Origin of the sequence: Paraglaciecola sp. 20A4 (assembly GCF_011378905.1) — a bacterium.
GTDB lineage: Bacteria > Pseudomonadota > Gammaproteobacteria > Enterobacterales > Alteromonadaceae > Paraglaciecola.
The window spans coordinates 24,137-44,430 of sequence record NZ_WTPY01000009.1; the positions used below are offsets into that span (position 1 = coordinate 24,137).

21 protein-coding genes and 1 tRNA gene are annotated in these 20,294 nt (G+C 41.7%); 7 read left to right on the forward strand and 15 right to left on the reverse strand.

Going from position 1 to position 20,294, the window contains the following annotated elements; translation table 11 throughout:
• Positions 1–43 precede the first annotated feature (43 nt).
• The 3 genes from GQS54_RS11000 (at position 44) to GQS54_RS11010 (ending at position 1,837) form a co-directional block, all read left to right on the forward strand.
• A complete protein-coding gene (locus GQS54_RS11000) occupies positions 44–601 on the forward strand; it encodes an NAD/FAD-utilizing enzyme (RefSeq protein ID WP_166424039.1) in 558 nt (185 codons plus the stop codon).
• A gap of 316 nt (positions 602–917) precedes the next feature.
• The gene (locus GQS54_RS11005) at positions 918–1,547 is read left to right on the forward strand and encodes a peptidylprolyl isomerase (RefSeq protein WP_346766569.1); all 630 of its coding nucleotides are present in this window, start codon (positions 918–920) and stop codon (positions 1,545–1,547) included.
• A 110-nt stretch (positions 1,548–1,657) separates the two neighbouring features.
• Entirely contained in the window at positions 1,658–1,837 is a 180-nt protein-coding gene (locus GQS54_RS11010) for a DUF6435 family protein (protein ID WP_166424040.1), read from the forward strand.
• 25 nt (positions 1,838–1,862) lie between these two features.
• Here the strand turns inward: GQS54_RS11010 and GQS54_RS11015 are convergent, their stop codons facing one another.
• The 4 genes from GQS54_RS11015 to GQS54_RS11030 all read right to left on the reverse strand — a co-directional run bounded on the left by GQS54_RS11015 (position 1,863) and on the right by GQS54_RS11030 (position 4,952).
• Positions 1,863–2,546 carry an SCO family protein gene (locus GQS54_RS11015; RefSeq protein WP_166424041.1) on the reverse strand — a complete coding sequence of 228 codons (684 nt, stop codon included), beginning with the start codon at positions 2,544–2,546 and terminating at the stop codon, positions 1,863–1,865.
• The gene (locus GQS54_RS11020) at positions 2,521–3,033 is read right to left on the reverse strand and encodes a toxin-antitoxin system YwqK family antitoxin (protein WP_166424042.1); all 513 of its coding nucleotides are present in this window, start codon (positions 3,031–3,033) and stop codon (positions 2,521–2,523) included. The genes GQS54_RS11015 and GQS54_RS11020 overlap by 26 nt, the downstream gene beginning before the upstream one ends.
• 52 nt (positions 3,034–3,085) lie before the next feature.
• Positions 3,086–3,925 (reverse strand): YHYH protein, encoded by an 840-nt coding sequence (locus tag GQS54_RS11025; RefSeq protein WP_166424043.1) that lies wholly within the window; start codon positions 3,923–3,925, stop codon positions 3,086–3,088.
• A 106-nt stretch (positions 3,926–4,031) separates the two neighbouring features.
• Complete coding sequence (locus GQS54_RS11030) at positions 4,032–4,952, reverse strand: histone deacetylase (protein ID WP_166424044.1); 921 nt, start codon at positions 4,950–4,952, stop codon at positions 4,032–4,034.
• Between the two features lie 100 nt (positions 4,953–5,052).
• Here GQS54_RS11030 and GQS54_RS11035 point away from each other — a divergent pair, with 100 nt between their 5' ends.
• Positions 5,053–5,748 (forward strand): YceH family protein, encoded by a 696-nt coding sequence (locus tag GQS54_RS11035; protein WP_166424045.1) that lies wholly within the window; start codon positions 5,053–5,055, stop codon positions 5,746–5,748.
• 379 nt (positions 5,749–6,127) lie between these two features.
• The gene (locus GQS54_RS11040) at positions 6,128–6,874 is read left to right on the forward strand and encodes a helix-turn-helix domain-containing protein (protein ID WP_166424046.1); all 747 of its coding nucleotides are present in this window, start codon (positions 6,128–6,130) and stop codon (positions 6,872–6,874) included.
• 110 nt (positions 6,875–6,984) lie between these two features.
• Here GQS54_RS11040 and serA read toward each other — a convergent pair whose 3' ends face one another.
• From serA to GQS54_RS11090, 10 genes are all read right to left on the reverse strand, one after another.
• The gene (gene serA / locus GQS54_RS11045; protein ID WP_166424047.1) at positions 6,985–8,214 is read right to left on the reverse strand and encodes a phosphoglycerate dehydrogenase; all 1,230 of its coding nucleotides are present in this window, start codon (positions 8,212–8,214) and stop codon (positions 6,985–6,987) included.
• Positions 8,215–8,346: 132 nt separating this feature from the next.
• Positions 8,347–8,898 (reverse strand): TlpA disulfide reductase family protein, encoded by a 552-nt coding sequence (locus GQS54_RS11050; protein ID WP_240919906.1) that lies wholly within the window; start codon positions 8,896–8,898, stop codon positions 8,347–8,349.
• A 254-nt stretch (positions 8,899–9,152) separates the two neighbouring features.
• Entirely contained in the window at positions 9,153–9,584 is a 432-nt protein-coding gene (ruvX, locus tag GQS54_RS11055; protein WP_166424048.1) for a Holliday junction resolvase RuvX, read from the reverse strand.
• A 54-nt stretch (positions 9,585–9,638) separates the two neighbouring features.
• Positions 9,639–10,196: a YqgE/AlgH family protein gene (locus GQS54_RS11060; protein WP_166424049.1), complete on the reverse strand. Its 558-nt coding sequence runs from the start codon at positions 10,194–10,196 to the stop codon at positions 9,639–9,641.
• A 39-nt stretch (positions 10,197–10,235) separates the two neighbouring features.
• Positions 10,236–11,198 carry a glutathione synthase gene (gshB, locus tag GQS54_RS11065; protein ID WP_166424050.1) on the reverse strand — a complete coding sequence of 321 codons (963 nt, stop codon included), beginning with the start codon at positions 11,196–11,198 and terminating at the stop codon, positions 10,236–10,238.
• Between the two features lie 206 nt (positions 11,199–11,404).
• On the reverse strand, positions 11,405–12,247 hold the full coding sequence (locus tag GQS54_RS23520) for a LytTR family DNA-binding domain-containing protein (protein ID WP_166424051.1): 843 nt from the start codon (positions 12,245–12,247) through the stop codon (positions 11,405–11,407).
• Positions 12,244–13,383 carry a histidine kinase gene (locus GQS54_RS11075; protein ID WP_166424052.1) on the reverse strand — a complete coding sequence of 380 codons (1,140 nt, stop codon included), beginning with the start codon at positions 13,381–13,383 and terminating at the stop codon, positions 12,244–12,246. The genes GQS54_RS23520 and GQS54_RS11075 overlap by 4 nt, the downstream gene beginning before the upstream one ends.
• Positions 13,384–13,410: 27 nt before the next feature.
• Positions 13,411–14,130: a LytTR family DNA-binding domain-containing protein gene (locus GQS54_RS11080; protein ID WP_166424053.1), complete on the reverse strand. Its 720-nt coding sequence runs from the start codon at positions 14,128–14,130 to the stop codon at positions 13,411–13,413.
• A 398-nt stretch (positions 14,131–14,528) separates the two neighbouring features.
• Entirely contained in the window at positions 14,529–17,552 is a 3,024-nt protein-coding gene (locus GQS54_RS11085) for a TonB-dependent receptor (protein ID WP_166424054.1), read from the reverse strand.
• Between the two features lie 256 nt (positions 17,553–17,808).
• Positions 17,809–18,123, reverse strand: coding sequence for a DUF3718 domain-containing protein (locus tag GQS54_RS11090; protein ID WP_166424055.1), 315 nt, complete (start codon positions 18,121–18,123; stop codon positions 17,809–17,811).
• Between the two features lie 268 nt (positions 18,124–18,391).
• Here GQS54_RS11090 and GQS54_RS11095 point away from each other — a divergent pair, with 268 nt between their 5' ends.
• Positions 18,392–19,057: a hypothetical protein gene (locus tag GQS54_RS11095; protein ID WP_166424056.1), complete on the forward strand. Its 666-nt coding sequence runs from the start codon at positions 18,392–18,394 to the stop codon at positions 19,055–19,057.
• An 86-nt stretch (positions 19,058–19,143) separates the two neighbouring features.
• Here the strand turns inward: GQS54_RS11095 and GQS54_RS11100 are convergent, their stop codons facing one another.
• Entirely contained in the window at positions 19,144–19,473 is a 330-nt protein-coding gene (locus GQS54_RS11100; RefSeq protein ID WP_166424057.1) for a hypothetical protein, read from the reverse strand.
• A gap of 450 nt (positions 19,474–19,923) precedes the next feature.
• Between GQS54_RS11100 and GQS54_RS11105 the strand changes: the two genes are divergently transcribed.
• A tRNA-Ile gene (locus GQS54_RS11105) sits at positions 19,924–20,000 on the forward strand.
• The last annotated feature ends 294 nt before the right edge of the window (positions 20,001–20,294 follow it).

Below are 20,294 nucleotides of genomic sequence, written 5' to 3' on the forward strand. Positions count from 1 at the left end.
TTAAAAAGTTAACAACTGGTTAATAAACGATCGGGAGAAGTGTATGTTTAGACATTACTACATTACAGAAGATCTTAAAGACCTAAAACAAGTTGAGCAGGAGCTACTCAACTGTGGTTTAACCGTGCCACAGTTTCATGTATTAAGTGAAAACGATACCGAACTAGAGAAGCATCACCTACATGCTATCGAAGCGGTATTAAAAAAGGACGTTGTTCATTCGACACAGCTGGGCGCTGTTATAGGTGTAATAGGCGCAGTACTTATTTTATTAGTTGCCTATTTTTTTAGCTGGCATACCACAGCAGTTGGATGGATACCCTTCGGTTTTTGTGCCGTAGTTATGCTCGGTTTCTGCACATGGGAAGGAGGGCTAATCGGCATACAAACACCAAATTATCAATTTAAACAATTTCAACATCTACTCAGTCAAGGAATGCATATCTTTTTTGTTGATATTACGCCTGAGCAACATTCAGTTTTACGTGAAGTTAGTCGCAATCATCCAAGTTTACGTTATGCCGGCTCCGGTGAAGCGACGCCGAGTTGGATAGTCAATGGTCAGACTAAATTCAGTCAAGTCATGAAGACCATGCCTTAAAACCATGCCTTAAAAGATGTCATCTCATTTAACAACGATGGTTAAAACCCGCATTTATTATCTTTCGTATTTTGTATTTGCGGGTTTATTTTATTCATAATTTAAACCTCTACCAAATATGCAACAACGTTAGCTTTAGGCAATAAATTTGTTCACGAGCAACGCTCGTCAAAACATTCCTTAAGCGCAACCCACAGTATGCAAATCTAAAATCTTATTTTTAAATAGCGCATAAAGTTCACGGGGATAGGTTAATATCTATCGTCTTAAAATTAATTTCGTCATCAATCATTGTGTTATTAAAAGGAATTTCCCCGTGTGTAAAATCAGTCATCGCGTTTGTGTATTAGTTCTCGTCTTATTCAGTCAATTTATCGTTAATGCAGCCGTAGCAGACTCAAGCAAAAACGGTATTCAACAGGCGCTTATCCAAACAACAATGGGTGATATTACTATTGAGCTATACGCGGATAAAGCACCAATCACTGTCGCGAATTATATCGCGTATATTAAAGACTCAGCATTTAATGGAGGAGAATTTTATCGTGTTGTCGGCCCTGATAACGATCAAGGAACACCGCAAATTTCCGTTATTCAAGGGCGAGCTAGTACGTCATTCGATGATATCCCCCCTATCAACCTTGAAACCACAAAACAGACCGGACTTAAACATCAGGATGGTACACTTTCCATGGCTCGAGGTGCGCCAAATACAGCTACTCAGGAGTTTTTCATTTGCGTTGGCTCTCAGCCGGCTCTCGATTTTGGCGGTCTACGTAACCCTGATGGTCAGGGGTTTGCCGCATTTGGAAGAGTAACGTCAGGGATGGATATCGTCAGAAAAATACAACAAAATCGTCAGACTAAAGTTGTGGAAGACACTTACATAAAGAATCAAATCTTAGCTCACCCTATTAAAATAATCGCGATAACATTGAATAAATAATCAGCCCATAAAATGAGCTCTATACTGGCTTATTTGATCTTAAAAGCAATAAGAAGAGTATTACCCCTAGAACTTGAGCAATAGCTTCAATATTACCAACAGGATAAAGTATGTTTGGTTTTTTAAGATCGTCACCCGTTAAAAAAAAGAAAAAACTATATGACCGAAAGCTTGAAGAAGCCATGTTAGCTCAGCGTAAAGGCGATATACGCAGCTATGCTATGTTAACCGCCCAAGCAGAAGAGATGTGGCGCGAAATCGAGTCGCTTGAGAAACAGCAAGCCGATTAAAATCGCCGAGGAAAATTGAGCTAGGTTAAAGTTCGCTCTTTAATGTTTTTATATCCTCAATTAAGTGTCCAACAGAGGTATTGTTTAAACCATTATATACGCCACGAATATGACGATTGACATCGACTAATACTAAATTTTCAGTATGCAAAAAGTCCTTTTTGCTCACGTACTCACCTAAGTCTTCATTGGCAAAGTAATCATTGCGGGCAAGACGATATATGGCGTCACGCTCACCTGTCACTAGGTGCCACTTGCCTGATATCACACCATTTTTATCTGCATATTCCCGCAGGACTTGCACAGTGTCATTTTCAGGTTGAATTGAATGCGAAATAATTCTGACCTTATTGTCATTAATAAATTGCGCCTGCACTTTTGAAAGTTGTGAACGCATGCGAGGACAAATTCCGGGGCACGATGTAAAGAAAAAACTCGCTACATAAATTTTACCCTGCATATCGTTTTGTGAGACATGCTTGGCGTCTTGATCAATAAAATTGAAATCAGAAACTCGATGAAAATTGGCCAGTTCGACACTATTTGGGCTAAGCCAATGAGGCGTAAAATCAGCACTTGCATAATAAGGCAATGCAGACACCCTAATAGAACTTGAAACGCCTTGCTGTTCAGCGAATACCTGTGTGTTAGCTAATACTATACTAGCCAAAGTACCTATCACACTAATCTGCTTTAACCACTTTTTCATCTTCTAATCCTACGCACATATTTGATCGTTTTAAGCCGAATACACGGCCATTAATATAATGATAATTGCTGTATAACTTGCCATTTTGACGCCAAGCCTGCTGCAAACCAACTTCTTGACCATCAATGTAATGCATTTTTTTAAACAGCTCCCCCGTCACGTACCACTGTTTGGATTCTCCCGTAACCCGCCCCTCAACATACGGTGAGACCGAGCGCAGATTGCCGTTCTTCCACCAGCTAGTCGTTTGACCTTCAAGACGCCCGGCCATATAGTGTGAATCAAATGCCAGCACCTTGTTTTCATACCACTGCCTAAGGAAACCATCTCGACGGCCCGCTTCAAACTGTTCTAACTTAGCAATCTGTCCTGAAGCATAATAAGTCACAGCTTCACCAGTAAAGGGCAGCCCTCGATACATACGTACACCCGTGTTCATCGCAATGGTGATTTCATTTGCAGCAACAGCTTTATTTATTAACTGCATCTGGGCAAGGCCTGAGGAACTAAAAATACAGCTCAGGATACACAGTAAATCCCTAACGGATAGCACTGGCATTGCCTTGATAATCCCCCGGGAATAAAATGTAGTAAGCCCCCAAGTAAACTTCATTTTGGATGTGGTAGTGATACTCAGCGTCTTGAGTGTGCTGTGTAATAGAAGTATGCCCTCCTGATGCATCTAAATCCGTAGGATAGGTCCCTGTTGAATTACACTTGCGGCCATACAAAAAGAAGCCATCCGCAATAACACCAATCAGGTTACTATCATCTTCAGAGAATGAGATCGGCTCTAAATGATAGTGATAGCTTTGCGGTCCCGTATGGGCGCCATTAAAGTCCAAGCTTCCCACTGCGCCATCAAGAGCAATACCGGGACCTTCTTCATCGTTGTATATTACCGAGCCGCTGACAGCAATACCGATCGCACCCAAACCTGTTGCTGATGTATCAGCAGCTTTTTCTGGTGTGTTATCGACAGTCAGCGTATAGGTGCCAACAAACTCGTCAATATTACCTGGTGCCATTTGCTCGTAAGACGTCACTGTCGGCTCAACAAACAGTGCGTGATCGGCAGACCAATAGGGAGACGTGTGGTTAGGTAGACCGTTGGTTTCAATACTAACGGTACCGCCATTGAGCACCACTTCAACATGGTCCGTATCAAACTCGTAATATGCGGAATGTAGAATACCCGTACCGGTGTCATCTTCGTCTGAGCTGTCGCCGGAATCTGTCTCAGTGGCCGAATCGCTGCTCTCAATCGTATCCACAGTATCAATAGAGCTATCAGAGCTGCCGTTGCAACCAGTCAAAGCCAGTGTTAATCCCAGCGTAATGAGTGACGTAATAAAGTATTGGCTTAAATTAGTCTGCATAATTTCGTTTATTCTTAATGATGTATTAAACGAAATTTAACAACCTAGTGTGCAGAAATTGCGCAGAAAAAAAGGAGTTTTCTAGGAAATTGTGTATTAAGTGCACTCAGGCAATAACGCCCGCGGCTCTGTATAGCTGCAAATGTACATCCACTAGGGCGTCGATATCTCGCTGATACCCACCCCCAATCACCGCTGCAACAGGCACACCGTATTTTTTACACGCGTCAAACACCATACAGTCGCGGGCATAAACACCTTGAGTTGATATGTTTAGATGGCCTAAATCGTCGTTTATGTGTATATCTACCCCCGCATCGTAGATTACAGCATCGGGCTTAAAGGTAGAAAAAGCTAAATCCAGAGCATGCTCTACGGTGTGTAGGTATTCACTATCTTCAGTACCTTTGGTTAATGGAAAATCTAAATCGGAGACTTGCTTGCGATGAGGGAAATTTTTCTCGCCATGAATAGACACCGTAAATACCTTTGGGTTATTAGACGCTAATTTCGCTGTACCATCGCCTTGGTGCACATCACAGTCGAATATCAATACTTTATTGATTGTGGGCATCTGCAACATGTTAAGCGCAGCTAAATACAAATCATTAAACAAACAAAATCCAGAGCCAAAATTAGCAAAGGCATGATGATAACCACCGGTCAGATTTAATGCTTTACCGTGTTCAAGAGCAAGAGAAGAGGTCAAAACCGTACCTGCAACCGCCGTCAGAGAACGCGTGATCAATTGCTCAGACCAAGGAAACCCAATACGCCGCATAGCCTTACTTTCAAGCCCCCCTCCGGTGAGTGCGTTGACATACTCTGGGCTGTATACCCTGGCTAACTGCGCTGGCGCTAAAGCGTGGGGTTGGTGAAACTGACAGGTTGGCACGCCTAAGCTCGTTAGTCGGTCGTAAATAGCCTGATATTTTTCGATGGGAAATCGATGTCGGTTGGGTAAATCGAGTTGACTATATATAGGATGAAAAACTAAAGGTATCGACAAAGGATTGCTCACATTCATATACTGGGTAATCAGTTTTCTAGACTACAGCATGATATACGCTATTTTCTCGGCAGTAAAAAACAGCTGCAAGTCTTATTTATTTTCTAAGGAGTTACCCTTGTTAGTTACCTTAACTCAGAATCAAGCCCGCGTGATTGGCGTACTACTTGAAAAAGAAGTGACCACACCCGAGCAATATCCCCTATCGCTTAATAGCGTGACCACAGCCTGTAATCAAAAAAGTAACCGTGAACCGGTTATGGAACTAACTGATTTTCAAGTACAAACTACACTGGATGAGCTATACGCTAAAAATTTAATCTTTGAACAAAGTGGTAGTCGTGCAACTCGCTTCAAGCACCGTTTTTGTAATACTGAGTTCAGTGATTTACAACTAACGCCACAGCAACTCGCGATCATTTGCGTAATGTTACTGCGGGGGCCACAAACGCCAGGAGAATTGCGCACTCGCGCTCAACGCATGGCGGGTTTTAGCAGTGTTGATGAAGTCGATAGTGCCTTACAACAACTGATGGATTTAAAGGGTGACCAACTAGTTGTACGTTTAGCAAGAGTCCCTGGTAAACGTGAATCTCGTTACGCTCAGCAATTTTATAAAGATACCAATGAATTGAGCAGCAATGAAAGTGAGTTAGATGACCTTTCACCAAATACAAGAGGACAAGGTGCTGAACAAAATAATCCGCTTACCCCATCACAAACAACGCGCTTAACAGAATTGGAACTGACAGTAGCCAACCTCAGCGAACAACTGCAAATACTCCAGGCTCAAGTAGATGAGTTGAGGAGTTAAGGAGTTAAGGAGTTAGAGAATCCATAATAAAGCCTGAGTTCATGTGGTCTATATAGACTCAGGCTTGCCAACCGTTACTCCATTTCACAATAAAAAACGGCTACACCAGCCCCTTATGGCCATCCCTAGAGTCGAAGCTTGACTCGACGCACGTTGGTAAAGCTAAACTTTGGCTAGACGAAACATGATGGCAGTATTAAAGCTCAATAATGTATAAGGTAAAATCAGTTGTGACTAGGATAAAATCGGCGCATAAAAGAATAAAAGTGTTTAAGGCGTTCTAAAATGCTAACGTTAAGTAGATTATATTCTCGATTATTTTAATCTTATCTGGTTGTATTTTTCTTAATAAACCTGCCATAGAGCGAGCTCTCATACCATGACACCGCCACATTTTAGTCACGAAGACAGCGCCAACTTCATCCGCGGGTGTAATATTAGTCAACTTTTATCCATGTTTGATTTATTGCCCGACATTCTTTTTTGGATAAAAGATACCCACAGTCGCTTAATACATGCCAATCAGTGTTATTTAGAACATGTAGGTATTCATACCCTGGAGCAAGCCTTAGGACAAACTGATGCTGACTTTGCCCCTCGGCACATTGCAAAACAATTTTTGAACGATGATCAACGAGTGATTAATGGGGAAACCGTCACTGAGCGATTAGAAATGAATGTGTTGGAATCAGGAGAAGTCTGTTGGTTCACCACATCAAAGCGACCGCTATTTGATGCCGACGGTAAAATCATAGGCTCTTATGGTACATCGCGACATTTAGAAAAAACGTCACTCGCCTTAAACAGTATGGACGCCCTCAAAACGCCGATGAGCCATATACGGAAACACTATATGCAAAACCTTTCCATGCAGGAGCTTGCGACCCTGTCTCATCTATCGATTAGCGCGCTTGAACGCCGTTTCAAAAAATATTTGGGGCTCACCCCAAGGCATTACATCATTCAGGTAAGACTAGAAAATGCTCGACGTTTATTGGTGGAAACCACCCTACCCATCAATGTCATTGCTGCCGAGGTTGGCTTTCAGGATGCCAGTTACTTTAGCCGTAAATTTTATCAGTTATTTGAAACAAAACCATCTGAATTCAGACAAAGCTATCAGTAGCGTGATGCAAAGCATTTTTTGTAAGTATAAAAAAAGCGCTATGCTCATCACATAACGCTTTTCAATTTACCTTAACGCTGCGACTAGTTAATCCCAGGTTAAATGACTGGTTACAGTAATATACGTGACTTAATCGTACCTTCGATAAGATTTAGTTGCTCAAGAGCTTCATCAGCATCGTCGGTTTCAACATCAATAACAACATAACCTATCACGTCGTCTGTTTGCAGATATTGGGCAGCAATGTTGATGTTCTTCTCAGCGAACGCTTGGTTAATTTGCGTTAATACCCCTGGCGTATTCATGTGTATATGCAATAAACGTGAACGTTGGGCATGAGATGGCAATGACACCTCAGGGAAATTCACTGCTGACAAAGTTGACCCGTTATCACTGTACTTAACCAGTTTACCCGCAACTTCAATACCTATATTTTGCTGCGCTTCTTGGGTGCTACCGCCCACATGCGGGGTTAAAATAACATTATCGAATTTGCACAAAGGTGACTCAAACGCTTCATTGTTTGACTTAGGCTCAACCGGAAATACATCGATTGCTGCGCCACTTAACTGACCACTTTCTAATACCGATACTAACGCCGGAATATCAATAACCGTACCACGAGCCGCGTTCATTAAAATCGAGCCTTTTTTCATCCACGATAATTCTGTCGCACCGATCATATTTTGGGTTTGCACCGTCTCAGGCACATGTAAGCTAACCACGTCAGATGTGCTCATTAACGCTTTTAACGATTTAACTTGAGTAGAGTTACCTAAGACCAATTTATCTTCGATATCAAAAAATTGTACGCGCATACCCAAATGCTCAGCTAAAATGCTTAACTGAGTACCGATATGGCCGTAACCGACTATACCTAACGTTTTGCCCCGGGCTTCAAAAGAACCTGTTGCGCTCTTGTCCCACTCGCCGCGATGAGCTTTAGCATTACGCTCAGGCACGCCACGTAACAATAAGATTAATTGCCCTAACACTAACTCAGCCACAGAACGGGTATTTGAGAAAGGTGCATTAAACACCGGAATACCGCGTTTTTGGGTCGCCTTTAAATCAACTTGATTCGTACCAATGCAGAAGCACCCTACCGCGACTAATTTATTCGCCGCTTCAATAACGCGCTCGGTTAGCTGGGTACGAGAACGAAGGCCGATAAAATGCACGTCCTTAATTTTCTCAATCAGTTCGTCTTCAGGTAACGACGTTTTTAAGTACTCAATATTTTCATAACCATTTGCTTGCAGCGTGTCCAAGCTGCTCTGGTGTAGTCCTTCGAGAAGTAAAATTTTGATCTTGTCTTTTTGAAGCGAAACTTTGCTCATTGCGGTATCCAAGTTGATGAAGAATTAGAAGACATCTGGACGTCTATTTGCAATGGCAAAATAGCAGAAACTGCGCCTATAAGGAAGCACAACCCTTAAAAACGCTGATAAAAAATGAGCATAAGTCAGACATCAATTAACCATCAATGATTTAACCACTTGCTCTAAACGTGGATCGTCAGGATCAGATAATCTAGTAGCTACCACAACTTGCCCTTGGGCATTAATGAAAAATGTTGTCGGAGTCCCTTGAACAAAGAATTTTTCGATCGCCACTTTGTCACCATTAATCAACGTTTTAAAAGACATCCCCCTAGCATTCAGTTCATCCTGAGGTTTCGCCCCCTCATCTTCACGCAAACTGATTGCTATCATTTGTAGACCTTGATCTTGATACTTTTTATATAGCTTATCCAAGCCAGGCTGAAGTTTTTTACAGTACGGGCACCACGTAGCCCAAAAATGAATAATCAACGGTTTACCTGCAAAATCCGACGATTTAACTTCATTTCCTTGAGCATCAAACAGGCTCCACTGAGGTGCCATTTTCGATTGAGGTTTTGCAGCCGGTTTAGATTCAACGGCTAAGGAAAATTGCGAAATTAACACTAGCGAAAGAAACAAAAAAATCCCTTTACGGGCTAAGTAATTCGGCGTGCGAAATAAGAAATAGCCTATAGACATAGTGCGTTCTCGTTTAAGGAATGATGTAAACAAGAAAGTGTATAAGGGCTTTATCTTTCAACTTTTTTATTTGAAGTAATAGAACTAGCTAACGGACGTACCAATAAATGGAGTGTGATAGTAAGGCCAACACACCCCATCAACTCACTACTATTCTTGTCATCATGAAATGCCGCTAAGGCTAAAGAAGCACAATATTCAACGTAGTGTTATGAATAAAAGTGTTATGAATAAGAGTGTTATGAATAAGAGTGTTATGAATAAGATTGCTCTACCCAACTTTCAAAAATTAGGCATGCAGAAGCACTATCGATTTTCTGTTTGGTTAATTTTTTAAAGCCACCCATCTCAAATAGTCGAGCTTTTGCATCAACAGTGGTCAATCTTTCGTCCGTTGTTTCCACAGGAACTTTATATTTGGCGTGTAAACGGTTGGCGAACTTTTTTGCCGCGAATGTAACTTGTTGAAACGTCCCATCCATATTCAATGGCAAGCCCACCACAATTAGATCAGGTTGCCATTGCTCAAACACCTTTGCCACCACATCCCAGTTGGGAATACCATCAGTCGCCTTTATGGCATCTAAAGGAGACGCAGTACCTGTAACCTCTTGGCCAACAGCAACGCCAATACTTTTAGTGCCAAAATCAAATGCTAACACCGTGCGTTGTGCGGTCTTTGTCATAGTAAAACTCAATATAGTCGAGAATTAGGCAAGAACATTGCCTCATTTTTAAAATTACGCGTGCCCTACATCTGGGCCAATTTGCCATGTGTCGATACCTAATTTATGCACGGCCGCTTCCCACTTCTTATGGATAGGCGTATCAAACAACAATTCAGTATCGGCTTCTACCATCAACCAAGAGTTGGAACGAATTTCTTCCTCTAGTTGACCAGCTGACCAACCAGCATACCCTAAGGCAACTAACGACTTATCTGGGCCCTGATTGTTACCCAAAGAAGATAAAATATCTTTTGACGTCGTCACCATAATGTCAGAAGTCAGAGCAAGGCTCGCAGACCAACCTGGTTGAGTGGTATGCAAAATAAAGCCTCGGTCTTGATTGACCGGACCGCCAGCTAATACGATATTGTCAGCTTTATTCTCGTCAACAACGGCATCTTCGTCAGTCTGATTAATCAACTCTTTCAAACTCATGCCCACAGGTTGATTGATAACCAGCCCCATAGCGCCATCTTCATTGTGCTCACAAATATACGTCACTGAACGTGAAAAGTAGGGATCATCCATGCTCGGCATGGCAATCAGCAAATAGTTTTGAAACGTATTCATCGCACCACCACAGCTAAAGCCACCATATAGGTCTGCATATTAATGTTCATCCTTAGCGCTAAGACGCTTCTCTATAGCGTCAAACAACATCCCTATAATATCAATCGGATACGCAGCTTCAATTTCGCGTACGCAAGTCGGGCTAGTCACATTAATTTCAGTGATACGATCGCCAATCACATCTAGACCGACAAAGATAAGACCTCTTTCCACTAATAAGGGAGCAATAGTAGTCGCTAGTTTCAAATCACTTTCTGATAAAGGCTGTGCGCGGCCAGTTCCACCGGCGGCTAAGTTACCACGGGTTTCACCTTTTTGTGGCAAACGCGCCAACGCATAAGGTACAACCTGACCATCAATGATCAAAATTCGTTTGTCACCGTCTTTTATCTCCGGCAAGTAACGCTGAAACATAGCGTATTGGGTACCCAATTGGGTAAGCGTTTCGATAATCACGCCTAAGTTGTTCCCGTCAGGTTTAACACGGAAGATAGACGTACCGCCCATGCCATCTAATGGCTTACAGATTATATCTTGATGGGTCGCATGGAATTCGCGGATCAACTTAGCACTACGGGTCACCAAGGTATCAGGAATCAAATCAGGGAACCAAGAGGTAAATAACTTCTCGTTGAAATCACGTAAACTTTGCGCCTTGTTAACCACCAACGTACCGGTTTGTTCAGCCAATTCAAACATTTGCGTAGCGTACAAAAACTCACCATCAAAAGGCGGATCTTTACGCATTAAAATCACATCGAGTTCGCCTAAACCGCGATTTTCTTCACCCTGCAGCTCAAACCAATTATTCGGATCTTCCTGAACGGTTAAGCGACGCATCTGTGCCATCGGCTTACCATTGTTCAAGTACAAATCAGCCATTTCCATATAGAATATTTCATAGCCGCGGGCTTGCGCGCCCAATAGCATGGCAAAGCTGGTGTCTTTTTTAATGTTGATTGATCCGATAGGATCCATTACTACGCCAAGTTTAATGGTCAAGGTCAGTCCTTAAAAACGTTAGAAGGCAATCACGAACAGGATGTGCCATAGATTAAGTTAATTTTGAGGTGATTGTCGTAATTTCAAGTACGAGATATTGAATGAGACAGGTTTTATGTCATTTAGCTTGCAACGAACAGATAATTATACAGTTGGTGGATACATAATATTAGAAGCTTAGAACACGCAATATATAGGGAGTGATTTTAAATCCCTTTCGTATGCGGCCTCAACTCGTCAATGCTGAACTTATATTTTCGCCCCACTTTTACTCGAATGTCATCGCCCAATTGAGCAACGTACTCACCATTTGAATTAGGTGTTAGAGTAGACAATTTAGCAATATTGATAATGGCTGAGCGGCTAACTCGAGGAAAAAGCTCATTGTCGAGCTCTTCTTCAAATTGTTTAAGGGTTTTGCGGATAATGTGAGTATCGCTAGTGGTGTGCACACACATATAATCACCGGCAGCTTCTATCCATACAATGTCATCAAGCTTAACTCTGATCCACTGAGAGCCACTTTTAAGCGATATGACGTGTTGCAGTTCACGTAACTCATTGTTATTTGAAAGCTCGTTCGACACTTCTAAGCTATGAATAAAACTATCAATAGAATTACCCGTTTTGCTATTAAGTAACGCCCCTAACTTCTCGTGTTGGCGCACAACGGCTGTTGTGTCATTCTCAATGATTAACTTCTCGATACACTCTTTTAAACGCTCATCCGAAAATGGCTTAAGCAAATAATCAGTAGCTTTAAAATCAAAGGCATTTACCGCAAATTCTTGAAAGGCAGTCACAAACACTATCGTCGCTGAGTTACCTTCCTCTCGAAGCTGTTGGGCGAGCTCTAATCCGGTCTTCCCAGGCATTTCAATATCCAGAAATATAACATCGGGTTGATTAACACTTATTGCATCGTACGCTTGGCTGGCATTCTTACAACACCCCAGTACGTTGATGGCCTTAAACTCGGCCAGGCGCAGTGCTAGCCCTTCTCTTGCGAGGGGCTCATCGTCCACAATAACTGCGGAAAATACACTCACTCGGGCAATTCCATCGGCAAAACTATATTCACCACACACCCCGAGTAGGTATTTTGATAAATAGAAAATTGATGATTTTCGGCATAAAGTACCTGCAAACGTTCCACTACGTTTTTCAACCCGACTCCGCCCCGTTGGCTTTCTATAAGCAATTGCGCTGATGATATGGGGATACTATCTGCATTTGGTCCATTATCGGCAACCGTAAGATGTAACAAGTTGTTGTAGACCTTAGCACTTATTTCTATAACGCCATTCGCTTCCATTTGCGCAATCGCGTACTTGATAGAATTCTCCACCAGTGGTTGTAACAATAAACTGGGCACCAACAACTTCTCAGCCGCTAATTCAACGTTAAACTTTACATTGAGCCGCTCAGCAAAGCGCGTTTTTTCAATATCCAGATACAGCATTAAGGCTTTTAATTCATCATACAAACGAATTTTTTGCTCAGGATCATTATCCAGTGAGAAGCGCAAAAACGTCGCTAAACGGGCTAGCATTCCATTTGCGGTACTTTTATCTCCACGTAATACCAAAGTCGAAATAGCGTTTAGGGTGTTGAATAGAAAATGCGGATTAATTTGATAGCGCAACATTTTAATTTGCGCCACGTGAGACAGTCGAATAGCCTCTAAATGAAGCTGCTTTTCATTTAACAACTTGAAGTGGTAGTTGATCCCAAAGTACAAACAGCTCCATACCATGATCATAAAAAAAGAATAGGTTACGGTTAAAAAAAGTTCTGCGACTTGAAAATTTTCCGGTTGATTACCTAGATACAAATCATACAGAGTCACATGGTCAAAAAAGTACAACAAAAGTAAGTTTTTAATTGGCGTCCAGATGACAGCGATAAGCATGCATATGGCAATAATTACCACAAAAACATGCAGTGGTGCACGTTTAGACAAATGCCTATAAATAAACCGCAGCGGCCAAGTGAGAAGCCCACCAATTAATCCTGAGAATAAAAGGGGCAGTAAAATCAGATAGTATGTCTTTATCGCATAAGGATTAAACGCAGCGTACTCAATGGTAAAAATCAGTACATAGAACGACCAGCCCAGTAGGTGCAATGTCCAAAAATTGGGTTTAGTTTCTCCTACATTGGAAAAAGCGCTTCGAAAACTCAAGAAGCCCCCCCTCTTGATAAATCAGTACTATTCAACATCAACGCCCAAAGCAGAAAACAACTGCGCTTTATAAGATTGACCAATTTTAACCTCATGGCCATTGTCTAGTTGGAGCAAAGAGAAGCGCCCTAATTCACTGTTTAATGAGTGAATGCAGTCAATGTTAACGATCGCACTACGGTGTACACGAATAAATTGTTTAGGGTCTAATGTTTGCTCAAGTGCTGAGAGAGTCTCTCGGTGCAAGTGCATTTTTGCTTCGCAATACAGCTCAACATAATTTGCTGACCCTTTAACCCAGATAATATCTTGCGTATTAATAAATTTAACGCTGCCAACAGATTTAACCGGCAATTGGCGTCTAGTTTGGTTGATAGGCATATTAGAATGCTGCTTTTTATGTATTTTTGCGATGACTTGCGCGAGGCGACTATCTTCAAAGGGCTTTAATAAATAGTCGGTTGCCTCTAATTCAAAGGCGGTTAGAGCATATTCACTGTGAGCGGTTGTAAATACCCAGTGACACGTCACGTAGTTTTGCAGCTCCTTCGCGAGTTCAACTCCGTTACCGCCAATAATTTGAATATCCAAAAAGCAAATATCTGGTTGCTGTTCGAGTATGAGTTGTTTCGCGCTCTGATAACTGCTTGCTTCTGCTACCACCTCACAAAGCGGCGAGCGAGAAATATACTGCGCAATCCGCTCCCTCGCCAATGCTTCGTCATCTATTACTATACATCGATACATCAGAGTCACTCCATGCGCTCTACAAAAATGAAATCGGAATATACAAGTTAAGATAAAGATACTGAACAGTGGTGAGACAAGTAACGGCAGAATAAGATGAAATGTAAAGAAACGTAAAGAAAAAGGACAATGCCAACGGCAAAACCCTTTGTCCAGGAAGCGATACATGTTTAATAATATGTATCGATCGGGTCACTACTCCGATGAACAAAGTATAGCCTAACGACTTGACTAATTAGTAAGCTTTGTGACGAATCCTGCATTTTTTGGGATAAACGTACTCAGTTACCAACAGAAATACCTAGAAACATTTCGTCAACCGAAATAAATATCGCTAAGCAAATAACAAAAACGGCAACCGAAGTTGCCGTTTCATTAATTTTGAATAACCAGCTTAATTAAAAGCGAGCTTCAAACCCTAGTTCAACATAACGAGGCGATTGCCATGTATAAGCTGCACCGTAATATGAATTAAATGAACCTTCCGCGCGATTATTTTCATAATGTTCATTTCGTGACGTCTCGGCTTGGCCATTTAAAACGTTGTACACATTCAATGTCGCGCGCATATCTACATCACTAAAGGTGAAGTTGTAGTTTGCTGACAAATCAAGGTTAAATGTCCAAGGCGTGCGCCCCCTAGTACCACGTGGACTAAATTGATAGATTTTCTCATCCTGCCCACATATCCCATCTTCATTAGCGTCAGGACATTGATTTGTGTATAAATAGAAAGTATCACCGTAGCTGCCATAAACGGTTGGATCATGAGACGGATATCCCTGACCAAAGGCACTTAACGGACGTCCACTAGAAAGGGTTGAATTAAAGCCAACCGTTAAATCTTCAGTCACATCATATGAACCAAAGAATTTAAATACGTGACGTCGATCATTAGGCTGGTAACCATCTGAACCATCCATCAGCGCAGGGAAATCGAAATCCTGCGTTACACCCGCATCGGCTTGGCCGATATCAGATTTAACCGCACCTTCAAAGTTACCTACGCTTCGGCTCCAAGTGTATATTAACGACATACGCATGTTATCAGCACGATAGTTAATTTGAGGTTGTAAAGCCGTATATTCGTTCACAGCATCAGGTAAACCAATTTCTTCAGCGGAATAGGTTCTACGGCTGTCTGGATCGATAGCACCGTCGTTGTTGTTATCCAACTGCCAAGTTGAAGACTTACCGGGGTTAAGTAACGTACAGGTTGCTTGCGATGCAAACGGCCCACAGTAATCGTCTAGTGCAGTGGCAACTTCACGATAGATGGCGCGAACTGAGAATGAAAATTCATCGTTAATGGCCGTTTCATAGCCTACGATATATTCATCTTTACTAAAGGGATCAGCCTCTTCCGCTTGGAATGTTTCTTTCGTTGCGGGATTAGGTACAGAGTTAACAATTTGCGAATCAGCAATTGTACCTGAAACCGGCGAAGTGCCAGTAGGTGCACCTGATGCATCGGCTCCAGTGAAGGCATAATAAGTGGTTGTATCACTTAAGCCAGACGCAGCACGATAATTAGTATTGTTAGCTACTGGCAAATAGTAAGTACCGTACGTTCCATATATTTTAGACTCGCCGGCACCGGTAGGATCCCAGCTAAAACCTAAGCGCGGAGCAATATCTGTTTTAAACGATGAGAAAACCTTGCCAGTTACGCCTGAGTTTTCAAACTCATCGCGACGAAGCCCTAATGACAGCATCAAATCATCCGTTACTTGCCATTCATCTTCGATGTACCAAGCACTTAAGTCTGTGCTGAAACCGCCACCACCGGTGAATATACGATCAGCGACAACATCAAATAAAGCACCGGTAGTATTGGTGAATAAAGGACCATCGTTATTGCTGATTACAGCGTTCGGTTCGATAGAAGAATATGTCCAGCTGTGTCCAGTGATGGGTGAAGAAGTATGAAAAGTTTCACGTTCTTGTTTATCATAGCCCACTCTTACTAAGTGATCTTCGAACGCATACTCAATATCAATCCGCGTTTGCTTGTTTTTATCTTGATTCGTACCTGTGTTTCCGCCGGCCCCGCAGCTATTTATCTTCTGATTTGCAGGAACGCTTCTGGTATCTAGTACTGTCGGGCAATCTAAATTGCTCGGCGTGTTGGTGTAATCGGTTTCGATTTCACCATACATCGCAGAAACAGTTAGCTCATCAGTAAAGTTACCCGTGTAGCTGATACTTTTAAGATCGCCACCACGCTCTCTGATTGTGCTTTGTGAAGCCTCACCAATCTCTCCCGTCTGTGAATCAAATGCATACGATGTAGACTGAGTATTGCTCTTGTTCGAATAGCCAAATAAGCTAATTTTATGATCGTCATTCACAAACCAATCGACCTTAGCACCCCAAAACATATTGTCCGAGCCACTTGAATCACGTTTGATGAAAGTGTTATCAGGTGCGTATTGGGAATTGCCGCTAGACTGTGAAGCAAAGTTATTTTCAACATCACGAGGATTAATTAGCGCATAGAAAAACAAAGTATCTTCAATTAATGCACCAGATGCAGACAACGTAAATTCACTTTTGCTGTAGTCATCTTGAGTTTGGTTGCGAAAAACTTCTTGGCCACCCGCCCCGCCGGCAGAATAAGAAACCTGACCATCTTCACGAAGAGATTTAGGAGTAAACAAAGCTGTTGCAGCAAATTCCCATTCGTTTGAACCACTCTTAGTCACCGCATTTAATACGCCGCCCGTTGTTCTACCAAATTGAGCTGAGTAGCCCCCGGTTTTAACTTGGAACTCTTTATAAAATTCAAAAGGAACCGTACCACAGCCCAAACCTTGACTGGTGTTTGTGACTTCCATACCATTGATATAACAAGAGTTCTCAGCAACAGAAGCGCCACCGAAAGACGCTGTACCACCAGAGTTAGGCGAACTGAAGCTGGAATCACCCATAACTGTACCTGGGGCAAGTAAGGCGACTGCGGTAATATTGCGAGACACCGGCATTCTGTCCAACTCGACTTCGTCAATCACAAGCCCTGAATCGGTCGAGCTTAAGTCGATTGCGGAAATTCTTGCTCCTGTTACTTCAATACGTTCAGTGCCATCATTATCAATAAAGTCGAACGCTAATGAAGTGTTTGAGCCCAAGCTGATACGTGTTTTTTGTTCAGCTACTACTGTATCGCCCTTTTTGACAGTGATGTCATAAACGCCAGTAGGCAATTTAGCGAAACGGAAGCTGCCTTCATCGCTAACTGATATTTCTCGTTCAAGCCCAGTCGCTGGGTCTTTGGCAATAACCGTGTATTGTGAATAATCGTTAGCGTTGATTGAACCTGAAATATTTGCTGTCGTGTTATCTGCCAAAGCAGGTAATGCAAAACCAAGTGACGCAGCTACCGCAAGTGCAGTAATACTTCGTCTAAATGATGTTTGTTTCATGTATGACTCCCTGAAATTAATTTTAATTGTTATTAATCGGTAAATTGCATACGCAATAACTCGATAATTCGAAACTAACAAAAAGTTCAACTAGGAAAGTAAATTAGGGATGAAACAAACACTTGATGGTGTGAAAACAGCATATTGGCGCCGTATATCAGGCCAACTTAGCGGACCAATAGACGTGTAACACTAAAAGGTAATGTCTGGCTGCGCTAACGTTGTGTTAACACAACCAGTACACATGCACTATCACTCATAACTTAGCTAACAACGCCTGATAATCAACATTTAGCCTACTCGCCATCAACGTGCCTGTTTTATTGGCATTGTTAAGCGCGGCGAATGTAACCGGGTCGTGCCCGTTACACACTAACCCCTTGGCCAAGTATTTCGCTTTCACACCACTGCGTTTTATCGCCATATGCAGTCTAATTCGACTATCACTTTTGAGCGCTTCACACACTTTCACCAATTTTTTTTCTACAACCGGATCCATATACTCTGCGCTTACTGACGTTGCACACATTGCGCTTAATCCAACAGCTCCTGCAAAAAATAAATTTTTCATGACATGCCTCTTTATTATTAGAAAACCGAAATAGTAAACACCACCGAAATGGCAGGTTCAGCTAATAAGTAGATTATGAATAAGACATGGTTGTTTAAATATCGCTCAAGCGCGGTAAAATGAGATAAAGCGATCAAGCAGTGATTGCATAGGCTTAACCGCCTTGGGTATGGTGTTGTTCAACGGCATAAATATTTATCTTGTTACGTGTCAGAAATTCGCTAGTATAAAAAACATACATGGATGTAGATATTTTTAGGGATTAAACATGACAATCTGCCAACAACATCAACAAAGAAGCTACGCACAAATCCGTGAAAAAATGCAACCTGGCGATATCATTGCCTTTGGCGGCAATAGTCTATTTTCTAAGTGGGCAAAATTAACCACACGTTCGGTTGTCACCCATGTCGCCGTTGTTATAAAAACCCAAGTGTTAGATGAAGGTAGTGGTAGATATTTTAATCAAGCCATAGAAGCAACTAGTTATAACGGCAAATGTGGCGTTATGCTCACCCGCCTTAGTGAGCGGGTTGCGACTTATGATGGTGATATGTGGTGGTTACCTTTAGGGAATAAAGCCAGAGTTAATTTAGAAAGCAACAAAAGCGCATTTTTTGACTTTCTATTCAAGCAAAATCACAAACCCTATGATATTTGGCAACTATTTGGCTCTACTGTTGACGCAACAGACTCCATTCCTTTATTAAAAGAGATGAGCTTAAATTCTGAGGATTTTTCTAGTTGGTTTTGCTCTGAACTGGTAGCTGAAGCCATGGAGCAAGGAAAGATAATCGGTTCAGTTAACGCCTCAGAAGTAACACCCATCGATATCTGTCGCTTTAATGTATTTGAAGAGCAATACGTGCAATTCAGAGGGGAATCTAAAACAATCACCGGGTATAATTCGATGCCGTTTAATACATGGCAGTAGTGTTGATAAATATTACTAACTAGAAAACGCATAAATAATGAATAAAAAGCAGGCACACTGGAAATGTGCCGGACGGTGCAAATTAATTAAAACGTATTATCTTGATGAATTTTAATGAACAAGGGTGTGCCATGCTTACTGTAATCAATTTTATACTCTTTACCATTGATCGTTTGTACAAAAAGTAAGGTCTTTTCTTCTCCGAAAACATCACCTACCGTTACATCCACCATTTCCATATCTAGTTGTTTTGCTTCGCGCCTATTATCTGGTATCGCCCCAGTGTATTCTTTTATACTTTTGTGCGTCACAAGAATAGCAGGGTTATCTTCACCATTAGTGACCAAAAGATCTAGCTTCCTAATTTTATGAATAAGAGTGTTACGGCCACTGACTAAGAATGGTTTTTCGGTCATATTGTTCTCCAAATGCCTATATTTTTATATACTAAGGCCCGTTATATAGTAGCAAGATAACAAAGTTTATTTATCCTTGCACACCTTTGTTATCTCATTGTAAATTATAAACTACTGGCTGGGGCGAGTGCACAAAAGCCTCAAAATAAGATTAACATCAGCATTACGGAATTCGCCGACGGGCTTACTTGTATTAGATAACAAAAAGCAGCAGGTACAACACTTTCGGTTTTCAACAGTATCGTTACTGCCAAACGGCGAGTAGCAGAGGTAGACTGTTGGCAATTTGTTTAAAAATAGACCTCACTGTGCATTTTTCCAGCAAACTGTCACTCAAGTGTAAGCAAACAGATGACAAGTAAAATAAAAGTGCTTATACTGCGCGTCGTTTTACACCTTTGCTGATTTCTTCAGCGAGTAAAACATAGCGTTTAAGATAGTTTTTAAGATGGCCCAATAGCTCAGTTGGTTAGAGCATCCGACTCATAATCGGCAGGTCCCCTGTTCAAGTCAGGGTTGGGCCACCATTTTTACATCTATTTTCCAATCATTTATACAATGTCCATTGCTCTAAATATTAAATCGAATTTAAGCCCCATCGTAATAATATCGAAAATCGAAATAACGATTTTTTCATGTGACTTTCTGTCAACCAATGCCTTTAATAATCTGCCACTTCACTTCAGTAAGAAGATGCATGGCTTATTGGATTTAGAAGGAGCAATATTGCTGTGCGTTTAAGAAATACGGCTCGCCTTGTGCAATAAACGCTGAAACACTCGTGTCGACTGTAAACGAGCATAAGCCCTCTATTTAATAGT